General features: G+C 71.0%; 10 protein-coding genes. 5 read left to right on the top strand and 5 right to left on the bottom strand.

Translation table 11 applies throughout. The annotated features are described in order from the left end of the window. Positions 1 to 55: 55 nt before the first annotated feature. Complete coding sequence (locus ACWDS7_RS09865; RefSeq protein WP_451928920.1) at positions 56 to 1,699, top strand: CDP-glycerol glycerophosphotransferase family protein; 1,644 nt, start codon at positions 56 to 58, stop codon at positions 1,697 to 1,699. 21 nt (positions 1,700 to 1,720) lie between these two features. On the opposite strand, the gene ACWDS7_RS09860 is transcribed toward ACWDS7_RS09865, so the two are convergent. Beyond that, on the bottom strand, positions 1,721 to 2,752 hold the full coding sequence (locus ACWDS7_RS09860) for a glycosyltransferase family 2 protein (RefSeq protein WP_451928921.1): 1,032 nt from the start codon (positions 2,750 to 2,752) through the stop codon (positions 1,721 to 1,723). Between the two features lie 65 nt (positions 2,753 to 2,817). On the opposite strand from ACWDS7_RS09860, the gene ACWDS7_RS09855 reads away from it, so the two are divergent. Continuing rightward, entirely contained in the window at positions 2,818 to 4,329 is a 1,512-nt protein-coding gene (locus tag ACWDS7_RS09855) for an LCP family protein (protein ID WP_451928919.1), read from the top strand. Between the two features lie 96 nt (positions 4,330 to 4,425). Then, positions 4,426 to 4,773 (top strand): STAS domain-containing protein, encoded by a 348-nt coding sequence (locus ACWDS7_RS09850; protein WP_306859136.1) that lies wholly within the window; start codon positions 4,426 to 4,428, stop codon positions 4,771 to 4,773. 64 nt (positions 4,774 to 4,837) lie between these two features. Here ACWDS7_RS09850 and ACWDS7_RS09845 read toward each other — a convergent pair whose 3' ends face one another. From ACWDS7_RS09845 to ACWDS7_RS09835, 3 genes are all read right to left on the bottom strand, one after another. Continuing rightward, positions 4,838 to 5,287 carry a dihydrofolate reductase family protein gene (locus ACWDS7_RS09845; RefSeq protein ID WP_451928918.1) on the bottom strand — a complete coding sequence of 150 codons (450 nt, stop codon included), beginning with the start codon at positions 5,285 to 5,287 and terminating at the stop codon, positions 4,838 to 4,840. Next, positions 5,241 to 5,570, bottom strand: a complete 330-nt coding sequence (locus ACWDS7_RS09840) for a hypothetical protein (protein ID WP_451928917.1) — start codon at positions 5,568 to 5,570, stop codon at positions 5,241 to 5,243. The genes ACWDS7_RS09845 and ACWDS7_RS09840 overlap by 47 nt, the downstream gene beginning before the upstream one ends. A gap of 129 nt (positions 5,571 to 5,699) precedes the next feature. Beyond that, a complete protein-coding gene (locus ACWDS7_RS09835) occupies positions 5,700 to 6,863 on the bottom strand; it encodes an acyl-CoA dehydrogenase family protein (RefSeq protein ID WP_451928916.1) in 1,164 nt (387 codons plus the stop codon). 145 nt (positions 6,864 to 7,008) lie between these two features. Between ACWDS7_RS09835 and ACWDS7_RS09830 the strand changes: the two genes are divergently transcribed. Further along, the gene (locus tag ACWDS7_RS09830; RefSeq protein WP_451928915.1) at positions 7,009 to 8,328 is read left to right on the top strand and encodes a UDP-glucose dehydrogenase family protein; all 1,320 of its coding nucleotides are present in this window, start codon (positions 7,009 to 7,011) and stop codon (positions 8,326 to 8,328) included. A gap of 231 nt (positions 8,329 to 8,559) precedes the next feature. Next, on the top strand, positions 8,560 to 8,796 hold the full coding sequence (locus tag ACWDS7_RS09825; RefSeq protein WP_451928914.1) for a YdeI/OmpD-associated family protein: 237 nt from the start codon (positions 8,560 to 8,562) through the stop codon (positions 8,794 to 8,796). Between the two features lie 200 nt (positions 8,797 to 8,996). Here the strand turns inward: ACWDS7_RS09825 and ACWDS7_RS09820 are convergent, their stop codons facing one another. Further along, a complete protein-coding gene (locus ACWDS7_RS09820) occupies positions 8,997 to 10,610 on the bottom strand; it encodes an OmpA family protein (RefSeq protein ID WP_451928913.1) in 1,614 nt (537 codons plus the stop codon). Positions 10,611 to 10,695: the final 85 nt, after the last annotated feature.

Raw genomic sequence — 10,695 nt, 5'->3', positions numbered from 1 at the left:
GCGGGATGAGTGGCCGCTACTCCCGTTCCGGTCGGCGGCGGTTTCAACCCCCTGAATGCAGCCGGGCCTGACGGACCTGCTGAACAGGGTGCACCTGGGCCTCACGCTGCGGTTCGCCTTCCGCGAGATGGCCGTGGTCCTCCTGGTCGCGCGTACGGCGGGCACCGACTCGCCCTGGTTGGCGGCCCTGGTCCTGGGGCTGACCGCCCTGCACGGCGTGCGGGCCCTGCAGACCGGGCTGGCGATCGCCTACACCCGCGTCCTCGGCCAGCTGCCGGTGCTGACCCGCAACATCGACGGCGTGCCGGAGATCCCGGCGCCCCCGGCCGACATCCTGGTCGGCCACCGGAGCATGCGAGCGCTCTACCTCGACGTGCTCCCCGTCGGGGGCGCCGCCCTGGGCGCGGTCCTCGGCACCGACCGCCTGGGCGCGGCCGGGGCGGCGCTCGCGCTGGGCCTCGGGAGCGCGGGCGTGCTCGGCGTCCTGCCCCACCTGCGCCGGGTCCGGCCGCTGCGCAACCGGCGCGCCGTGCTGAAGGCGGCCGGCAGGCGCCTGGCCCGGTACCGGCCGGAGGTGATCCTCTACTTCTCCGGGCCGAACGACTCCGCCTACCAGGTCAGCATGTGGCTGCGCCCGCTGGAGCGGATCGACCGGCGGGCCGTGGTGGTCCTGCGGGAGCGGGGGATGCTCCGGACGCTGGGAGAGACCTCGCTGCCGGTGGTCTGCATCCCCTCGGCGGCCGACCTGATGAGCTTCCGGGCGCTCGGTTCGGCCCGGGTGTGCCTGTACCCGTCCAACGTCGGCAAGAACATCCACATGCTGCGCATCCAGGGGATGCGCAGCGTCTTCGTGGGTCACGGGGACAGCGACAAGGAGGCGTCGTTCAACCCGTTCACCAAGGTCTACGACGAGGTCTGGGTGGCCGGGCGGGCCGGGCGCGACCGCTACCTCCGCGCCCGGGTGGGCGTGCGCGACGAGGACATCCACGAGGTGGGCCGCCCGCAGCTCACCGGCGTCCGCACGGCCGGGCCCGGCCTGCCGTACCGCACCGTCCTCTACGCCCCCACCTGGGAGGGGTGGACCGACGACCTGTTCCACACCTCGATCATCACGATGGGGCCGGCGATCGTCCGGGCCCTGCTCGCCCACTCCCCCGCACTCCGGGTGATCTACAAGCCGCATCCGCTGACCGGCTACCGCAACCCCGCCGCCGACCGCGCCCACCGGGAGATCCTCGCGATCCTGGAGGGGGCGGAGCTGTCCCGGTCGATCGCCCGCCACCCCGCCGGTACGGCCCACGCCGAGCCGATCAGGCACCAGGCCGTCACCGGGCCCCGGCCGCCCCTCTACGACTGCTTCAACCAGGCCGACCTGATGATCGCCGACATCTCCAGCGTGGTGGCGGACTTCATCGCCAGCGGCAAGCCGTACATGGTGACCAACGTGGCGGGGCTGCCGGAGCGGACCTTCCGCGAGCGGTATCCGAGCGCGGAGGCCGGCTATCTGCTCACCGAGGGCCTGAGCGAGCTGCCCGCCGTCCTGGCGGGCCTGGACCACGCCGAGGAGGACGCCCTGGCGGCCGCCAGGCGCACGCTGAAGACCTATCTGCTCGGCTCCGGCCCGGACGCCATGGCCCGCTTCAACGGGGCGGTGAACGGCGCCTACGGCCGCGCCGTGCACGGCGGCGGAGACGGCTGAGGCCGTCTCCGCCCGCGCGGGTCAGCCCCGCGTCCTCGCGGGCCTGCTCAGGCTCTTCGGGCTCGTCAGGAAACCCCAGCCCCACGACATGTGCATGGTGATGTAGGCCAGGGGCAGCCGGAGGAGCGAGGCGGCGGGCAGGCCGCTGCCGGTCACCGCCGAGCCGGCCAGGATCGCCGCCAGGTAGGCGCCGGGGACCAGCAGGCCCGGCCAGAAGAACGGGGAGACGGCCAGACCGGCGAGGATGGCCAGCACCGCCGCCGGGGGCGCCAGGTAGCGCAGGTTGATCGTGCCCTCGTGGGTGCGGGCGACGACCCTCCGCCAGCGGCCGTAGTGGAAGTATTGCTTGGCGAGGGCCTTGACCGTGGGCCTGGGCCGGTAGGAGACGCGCATCCGGGGCTGGAACCAGACCAGGCCGCCGGTCTCGCGGATGCGGTGGTTCATCTCCCAGTCCTGCGCCCGCTGGAAGTGCTCGTCGTAGCCGCCGACCCGGTCCAGCGCCGCACGGCGGAAGACGCCGAGGTAGACCGTGTCGGCCGGGCCCGCGGTGCCGCCGGTGTGGAACCGGGCTCCGCCGACGCCGATCTTGGAGGTCATGGCCCGGGCCACGGCCTGCTCGAACGGCGTGACGCCCTCGGCGGCCATGACGCCGCCGACGTTGTCGGCGCCGGTCTCCTCAAGCGTCTCGACCGCGACCTGGAGATAGTCCTCCGGGAGCATGGCGTGGCCGTCCACGCGGGCGATGATCTCGCTGCGGGAGGCGCCGATGGCGGCGTTGAGGGCGTTGGGGGTGCGTCCGGTCGGGTTCGGGACCACGGTCACCCGGGGGTCCTCGGCCGCGATCGCGTCGGCGACCTCCTGGGTCCGGTCCTTGGAGGGGCCGATGGCGAGCACGACCTCGATCGGTCCCGCGTATCGCTGTGCGAGGACCTGGCGCACCGCCTCCCGCAGATGGCGCTCCTCGTTCAGCACCGGGATGACGATGGAGATGGGGGGCCAGACACGTGTCTCGGGAGACGACGCCGGCGCGGGCGAGTCGGGGAACTGCTTCATGGCGTCGCTCACGCTACTGTACGGACGGGTACCTCATCGACCCAGCCGAGCCTAGGGGGCCACGCATGCGCGACCCGGAAGAGGACGACTCGGGTGTGCAGGTGGGCGGTGACGCCTACGGCACCGTCCGGGTCAATCCGAGGCGTGAGCGCAGGTCCGTGCGGGGAGCCCGCTCCCGGCGCCGCGGTCTGTTCGTCGCCGGCGCGCTCTCGTGCCTGGTCCTGAGCAGCTCCGGGGTGACGTGGGCGCTGACGAACTACGCCGAGCGGAAGATCGAGGCGGTCGACGCCGGGGTGCCCGGCTCGCAGTCCACCGGCGCGATGAACATCCTGGTCGTCGGCGTGGACCGGCGCGACAACCTCTCCCGGCAGAAGCAGAACCAGCTCAAACTCGGCCGCGAGAGCGGCGAGCGGACCGACACCATGATGGTGCTCCACCTTTCGGAGGACCACACCAGGGCGACCGTGGTCAGCCTCCCCCGCGACACCTGGACGACGATCCCCGGCAAGGGCGACCACAAGATCAACGCCGCCTACCAGCTCGGCGGCCCGAAGCTCGCCGTGCGGACCGTGCAGAACGCCACCGGGCTGACCATCCACCACTACGTCGAGGTCAACGTGCTCGGCTTCATCGAGGTGGTCGACGCGCTGGGGGGCGTCTCGGTGTGCACCCCGGTCGCGATCAACGACCCGAAGACCGCGCTCACGCTCCAGCCGGGCACCTACTCCCTCGACGGCGTCAAGGCCCTCGCCTACGCCCGCACCCGGGCCACCGCCCGATCCGACCTCGACCGCATCGACCGCCAGCAGCAGGTGATCTCCGCCATGCTGCACCAGGCGCTCAGCGGCGACACGCTCACCAACCCGGTCAGGCTCGCCTCCTTCGTCGACACCGCCCTCGGCACCCTCCGGGTGGACGACGCCCTCCGCAAGGACCTGCTCGGCCTGGCCAACCAGCTCAAGGACGTCTCCACCGACGACGTGGCCTTCGCCACGGTCCCGCTCGCCGACGTCGACTACAGGACGCCGACCAACGAGTCCGCCGTGCTCTGGGACAAGGACGCGGCCAAAGACCTGTTCCGCCGGATCGCCGCCGACGAGCCGCTCGTCGAGCCCGCCAAGCCCGCCAAGTCCACGGCGAGCCCGGCCGCGACGCCGAGCGCGACGCCGTCCCCCTCGGCCACCGCGCTGACCGTGCCGCCCTCGCGGATCTCGGTCAAGGTGCTCAACGGCACCCCGATCACCGGCCTCGGCGCGCGGACCCGGACGGACCTGCTGAAAGCCGGGTTCCTGGTCCCTGAGGCGGCCGGCGACACCAAGGACAGAGACCACGACAAGACGGTCATCCGATACGGCCCGGGCCGCGAGGACTCGGCGCGGACCCTGGCCGCCGCGCTGCCCGGCGCGGAGACGCGCCTGGTGGAGGACCTCGGCGACCGGATCGAGGTGATCGTCGGCCGGAAGTATCCGGGGGCCAAGAAGGTCACCGTCGACGAGGCCGTCAAGCCGTCCGCGTCCCCCTCCGCCACCCCCGCCCCCACGGCCAGGACCGCCACCCAGAACATCTGCAAGAAATGACCCGGGGGCGTTCACCCGGCACGTCCGCGAAAAATGAGCTGCGCGCATAAAAGCCTCCCACCAGGGCAGTAAGCCCCCACGGAGGTGATGATCGTGATGCCGGCATTCGATGTTCAGAGTTGGAACAACGGTCCCTGCGTGGTGGTGCGGGCGGCGGGCGAGCTCGACATGGCCGTCGCCCCCAGGCTCCGTGCGGAGGTGGACCGAGCCCTGGAGACCCCGGGTCACCCATGCCTGGTGATGGACCTGACCGAGGTGCCGTTCTGCGACTCGGTGGGGCTGGGCATCCTGGTGGGCGCGCTCACCAGGATCAAGGACACCCACGGCCGCCTCATCCTGGTGGTGAGCCCCGGAATGATCACCCATCTGTTGACGATCACCAATCTCAACCGGCACTTCGAGACGTGCGGGAGCCTGCGCGAGGCCCTCGACGCCGCCGCCTGACCCTTCGGGCCGGCCCGTCCCCGCGCACGGGGGCGGTGACTGTGAGAGCGGGTGGCGCGGCCCGCTACCTGCGGACGCGGTAGCAAAGGTGGGTGACCCCGCTGCCCTCGACGACGGTCGGCCCCTCCAGCTCGATGGGCGCGCCCGCCAGGTTGTCGAAGAACCGGATGCCCCTGCCGAGCAGGACGGGCACCAGGTTCACCCAGATCTCGTCCAGCAGCCCCGCGTTGAGATACTGCTGGGTGAGGGTGGCGGTGGCGACACCGACCATCTTCTCGCCCGCGACGGCCCGCGCCTGCGCCAGCGCGCTCTCGATCCCGTCGCCGACGAACGTGAAGGGCGCGTCCTCGCGCGGCCAGCCGTCCGGGACGCTGTGGCTGACCACGAACACGGGCACGTCCATGGGATGGTTGCCGCCCCAGCCCACGAAGCACTCGAAGCCGATGGTCGCCTCCTGCTGACAGGTCCTACGAGATCTGCTCCTGTCGTTCACGTCCCGTGTCGAAGAAGGCATTGAGATACTCCTCCGGTTCGAGATCACTGTCTCGGAGAAGAGAGAAGATCTCCGTGCCCGACTCGATCACGTCGTCCGCCAGCCGGTACACCTGCGCCAGTCCCAGATACTCGAACGGGCTGTCGGCCACGTGTTCGCCCGCCTCGTGCTCTGCCATGGCGATGGCCTCGTCGAACGGACCCGCCCTCCACAAGGTGACCCGCTCCTCGTAGGTGTCGTGTGGCGGGCCCCAGCGGAAGACGCAGCGGACCGCGTACCAGCCGGTGTCAGAGGTCTCGATCATGAGGCAATGATGCCGGACGGCAACCCTCGTCCTGTCTCCGACGGAACAGGGTGGTTCCTGAGGTCACCGCCCGGCTTCCGCAGCCGGGCGGTTCTCCGTTGGTGAGCAGCGCTTCCCCGGCTCGGCGCCCTACTTCAGGAGCTGGCGGGCCATGACCATGCGCTGGATCTGGTTGGTGCCCTCGTAGATCTGGGTGATCTTGGCGTCGCGCATCATGCGCTCTACCGGGTAGTCGTTGGTGTAGCCGTAGCCGCCGAGGAGCTGGACGGCGTCGGTGGTGATCTCCATGGCGGCGTCGGAGGCGGCGCACTTGGCGGCGCTGGAGAAGAACGTGAGGTCCTTCTGCGGCTCGCCGTGCATGGCCAGCTCGGACTTGGCGGCCGCGGCGTAGGTGAGCTGCCGGGCGGCCTCCAGCTTCATCGCCATGTCGGCGACCATGAACTGGACTCCCTGGAAGTCGGCGATGGCCTTGCCGAACTGCTTGCGCTCCTTGACGTAGCCGACCGCGTAGTCCAGCGCGCCCTGGGCGATGCCGAGCGCCTGGGCGGCGATCGTGATGCGCGTGTGGTCCAGGGTGGCCAGGGCGGTCTTGAAACCGGTGCCCGGCTCGCCGATCATCCGCGAGGCGGGGATGCGCACGTCCTCCAGGATGACCTGGCGGGTCGGCGAGCCCTTGATGCCGAGCTTGCGCTCCTTGGGGCCGAAGCTGACGCCCTCGTCGCCCTTCTCCACGACGAACGCGGAGATGCCCCTGGCCCCGGCTCCGGGCTCGGTCACGGCCATCACCGTGTAGTACTCCGACACCCCGGCATTGGTGATCCACATCTTGGCGCCGTTGAGCACGTAGTGGTCGCCGTCGGCCACGGCGCGGGTCTTCATCGCGGCGGCGTCGCTGCCCGCCTCGGCCTCGGACAGGGCGTAGGAGAACATCGCCTCACCCCGGGCGACCGGCGCGAGGTAGCGCTGCTTGACCTCCTCGGACGCCGACAGCAGCAGCGGGACCGTCCCCAGCTTGTTGACCGCCGGGATCAGCGAGGACGACGCGCAGGCCCGCGCCACCTCCTCGATGACGATGACGGTGGCGAGGGCGTCGGCCCCCGCCCCGCCGTACTCCTCCGGGACGTGCACGGCGTGCAGGTCGGCGGCGACGAGCGCCTTGTAGACATCCCAGGGGAACTCCCCCGTCTCGTCGGCCTCGGCGGCGCGAGGGGCGATCTTCTCGTCGGCAAGGGCGCGGACGGTCTCCCGGAGCATCTCGTGCTCTTCGGGCAGCGCGTAGAGAGGGAAGCTCATGGGCAAATAGTAGGACGTCCAACAAAGTCTGGACCGATCCATCGCATGTGATATGTGTCCCTACCCGTTTATGCAGGTGGCGAGCGGCGGGAGGGATACCGATACTCTGACGGCACATAATCGGGCAGAACCGAAAGGAACACCAGTGGCCTACCGCCTGACGATGGTGGGAACCGGATACCTGGGTGCGACGACGTCCGCGTGCATGGCGGAGCTGGGCTTCGAAGTCCTCGGCGTCGACGTCGACGCGGAGAAGATCGCCCGGCTGCAGGCCGGGGATCTGCCCATCTACGAGCCCGGTCTGGAAGAGGTCCTCAGGCGCAACCTCGCCAACGGGCGACTGCGCTTCACCACCTCCTACGAGGAGGCCGCCGCCTTCGGCGACGTGCACTTCCTCTGCCTCGGCACCCCGCAGAAACCCGGCGAGTACGGGGCCGACGTCTCCTACCTGGACACCGCGATCGAGTCGCTGGCCCCCCACCTGAAACGCGAGTGCCTGGTCCTGGGCAAGTCCACCGTCCCCGTGGGCACCGCCCAGCGCCTGGCCGACAAGCTGGCCCGGCTGGCCCCCATCGGTCCGGGCGCCGAGCTGGCCTGGAACCCCGAGTTCCTCCGCGAGGGCTTCGCCGTGAAGGACACCCTGTACCCCGACCGGATCGTGCTGGGTGTGGCCTCCGACAGGGCCGAGAAGATCATGCGCGAGGTGTACGCCCCCATGCTGGAGCAGGGCACCCCGATCGTGATCACCGATTACCCGACCGCCGAGCTGGTCAAGGTCGCCGCCAACGCCTTCCTGGCCACCAAGATCTCATTCATCAACGCGATGGCCGAGGTCTGCGAGGCCTCGCACGCCGATGTCAAGCAGTTGTCCCTGGCGCTCTCCTTCGACGACCGCATCGGCGGCAAGTTCCTCAACCCGGGCCTGGGCTTCGGCGGCGGCTGCCTGCCCAAGGACATCCGCGCCTTCATGGCCCGCGCCGGGGAGCTGGGCGCCGACCAGGCGCTCACCTTCCTGCGCGAGGTGGACGCGATCAACATGCGCCGCCGGGCCCGCATGGTCGACCTGGCCCGCGAGCTGGCCGGCGGCTCCTTCCGCGGGTGCACGGTCGCCGTGCTCGGCGCCGCCTTCAAGCCCAACTCCGACGACATCCGCGACTCTCCCGCCCTGGACGTCGCCGTCAAGATCAGCGAGCAGGGCGGCCGGGTCACCGTCTACGACCCCGTCGCCCAGGAGAACGCCCGCCGGGCCCATCCCGAGCTCTCCTACGGCGACTCCGCCCTGGACGCCGCCCGGGACGCCCACGTGGTGCTGTTGCTGACCGAGTGGCAGGAGTTCATCGAGCTCGACCCGGAGGCGCTCGGCGCCGTCGTCGCCGCCCGCAAGATCGTCGATGGCCGCAACGCCCTCGACGCCGAGACCTGGCGCGCCTCGGGCTGGCACTACCGCGCCCTCGGCCGCCCGTAGTGAGCAGCTGAGGTCCCGCTCCACCCGCGGCTCCTCCCGGCCTACGGCTCAGCCCGCTCGGCGCCACCCGCCGACCGTGGCGCGCTCCGCGACGGCCCGCTCCTCCAGCGTGAGGAGCGGGCCGCCGCGACGCCTCTCCTGCGAGGGCGCCGGACGCCCCTTCCATGGTGTACCCGGCAGCCGGCATCGGAGGCGTGGCCCGTCGCCGTCGCGCTGATCGAGCGGGGCCGGATGAAGCCTCCAGGCCTGCTGGAGATCGAACGCGCGAAGGGGGGCGGCCGATGGGAGGCGGCGTATGACGGATCGCGGACCGCCACCGCGCCTGAAGACCTGGCGCTCGCCCTGGCGCGGAACCCCGTCGCGGAGGAGTTCTTCGCGACGCTCGACAGCCGCAACCGCTACACGGTCGTCTACCGCGTGCAGGAGGCCAAGAAGGCCGAAACCCGGGCGCGCCGTATCAAGCAGTAACGTCACGATGCTGGCCGAGCACAGGAAGCTCTGTCCCTGATCCGCAAGGCGCCGTGTCCGCCCACCTTCTGACCGACGGCGAGGACGGTCTCAGCCCTGCCCGGCCACCGGTGGCGGGGCACCGCGTCGCCGGCCCGGCATGAGCGTCGCCAGCGAGACGACTCCGATGAACCAGGGATGCAGGGGTTCGGGGATCCGTCCTACCGCACGGGGACGCGTAGCGGAGGGTACTGGGCGATCTTGACCTGTGCCGACGAGGCGCCGGCGGGCAGCGCGAAGAGGCTCCAGAACTCCTTCGTCCGGCCCGGAGCGATCTTCTCCGTGCCCACGCGGACGCCCGCCAGCTCGGTGCAGGCGCAGTAGGCGTCGGCCTTGTCGCCGGTCTGCACCATGATCCTGCCCGGCAGGTACTGCCGCCGGGTGGCGGGGTCCGTCAACCGCACATTGCTGGCGGCCTGGTACTTGTACGACATCCATTCGGCGGAGCGGTTGAGCTCGTGGTGCCATGCCTCCGCGTCGCCGTCATTGGTGATCTTGTAGGTGAGGACGCCCAGATCGCCGGGGAGCCGCCGCAGGCCGGTCACCTCCAGGGTGAACGGCTGCCCGTCGTCCTTCCCCTGCGCCGTGAGGCCGTCTCCGTCCGGCACCGGGTCCGCCTCGGGGGTCGCCGCGGGCCGCGTCTCGGCGGGCCGCGGTTTGGCGAACGTCACAGTGACACGCCGGTTGCGCCGCCGTCCCTCCTCGTCCTCGTTGCCGTAGAGCGGCCGGCGCGAGCCGTACCCCTTCGCCTGGAAACGCACCCCCGTCCTGGTCAGCAGGCCGGACAGGGCGCGCTGCACGGCCTGGGCCCGGCGCTGGGAGAGCGGGTCGTTGATGGCGTCGGTGCCCGAGGAGTCGGCGTGCCCCTCGACCGTGATCGTGGCGCCCTCGGAGGCGTCGATCAGCTTGGCCGTACGCATGAGCACGGCCCTGGACCGGGGCGTCAGGTCGGCCTTGTTCAGCGCGAACAGCACGTCGGAGGAGAGGTTGACGTGCAGGTCCTCACCGTCGTCGCTGGTCTCCTCCGACCTGTCGGGCGACTCCGACGGCGCCACGATCTGGTGGCTGATCACGGTGACCGGCTGGGCCTCGGGGTCGGGGAAGGTCTGCCCGGGAGGCGGCGTGACGGGCTCGTCGCTGATCGGCACGTCCATCATGGGCGGGCCGAGCGGAGTGACGACGGTGGTGGTGGCCGGGTTCCCCGAGGGGGCGGGCAGAACGGCGTATACGGACAGCGACTCACCGGGCTTGATGAAATAGCCGAGGTCGTCACGGCGCTCGTCGCTGCACAGGCACGGGCTGTCGGCCGGCTTGTACGGCAGCAGCCAGCGGCGCGCGGCCGCGTCCAGCACGCCGATGCCCGAGGCCCAGCGGATCTCGCCGAGCGGGCGGGTGTTGTCCCCCAGCTCCCCGGTCCAGGAGATGTTCTCGCCGGTGCCGGTGTTGGAGAGCCTGAGCTGGACCACGAGGTGCTTGCCCGCGACCCGGTTCAGGCCGACGACCTCAGCCTTGTAGGCCGAGGTGCGGGTGCTCTGCGTGCTCGCCAGTGCGGGACGGGTGTCCGCTCCGGCGCCGGTCGGCGAGGAGGCGGTGGCCGTCGTCTCAGGAGTCGCCGGCTGCGAGGTTGGCACGGCCTCGGTGGGACTCGCCGCGGCGGCCGGCCCGGACTGGCGTTCCTCACCTCCGCCGCCCTGCGGGACACCCGTCAACCCGCATGACGTCAGCATGACCGTCGCTGTCGCCACGGTCGCGAGCGACACCGGCTTCCTCACCATGGTTGGCTCCTCATCCTCAGTCGCGGGGAAAGCCCTCAGGCTAGTGAGCCGACCTTCAGGATCGATATAGCCCTCCATCGCCTCG

It is taken from the genome of Streptosporangium sp. NPDC003464, assembly GCF_053588315.1.
The sequence above is the reverse complement of the archived record's forward strand: the minus strand, read 5'-3'. Positions and strand labels throughout refer to the sequence as shown.

Excerpts from the sequence above, each read along its gene's own strand:
- ACWDS7_RS09865 (WP_451928920.1), top strand. The coding sequence starts at position 56 with ATGCAGCCGGGCCTGACGGACCTGCTGAACAGGGTGCACCTGGGCCTC.
- ACWDS7_RS09860 (WP_451928921.1), bottom strand. The coding sequence starts at position 2,752 with ATGAAGCAGTTCCCCGACTCGCCCGCGCCGGCGTCGTCTCCCGAGACA.
- ACWDS7_RS09855 (WP_451928919.1), top strand. The coding sequence starts at position 2,818 with ATGCGCGACCCGGAAGAGGACGACTCGGGTGTGCAGGTGGGCGGTGAC.
- ACWDS7_RS09850 (WP_306859136.1), top strand. The coding sequence starts at position 4,426 with ATGCCGGCATTCGATGTTCAGAGTTGGAACAACGGTCCCTGCGTGGTG.
- ACWDS7_RS09845 (WP_451928918.1), bottom strand. The coding sequence starts at position 5,287 with ATGCCTTCTTCGACACGGGACGTGAACGACAGGAGCAGATCTCGTAGG.
- ACWDS7_RS09840 (WP_451928917.1), bottom strand. The coding sequence starts at position 5,570 with ATGATCGAGACCTCTGACACCGGCTGGTACGCGGTCCGCTGCGTCTTC.
- ACWDS7_RS09835 (WP_451928916.1), bottom strand. The coding sequence starts at position 6,863 with ATGAGCTTCCCTCTCTACGCGCTGCCCGAAGAGCACGAGATGCTCCGG.
- ACWDS7_RS09825 (WP_451928914.1), top strand. The coding sequence starts at position 8,560 with ATGAAGCCTCCAGGCCTGCTGGAGATCGAACGCGCGAAGGGGGGCGGC.
- ACWDS7_RS09820 (WP_451928913.1), bottom strand. The coding sequence starts at position 10,610 with ATGGTGAGGAAGCCGGTGTCGCTCGCGACCGTGGCGACAGCGACGGTC.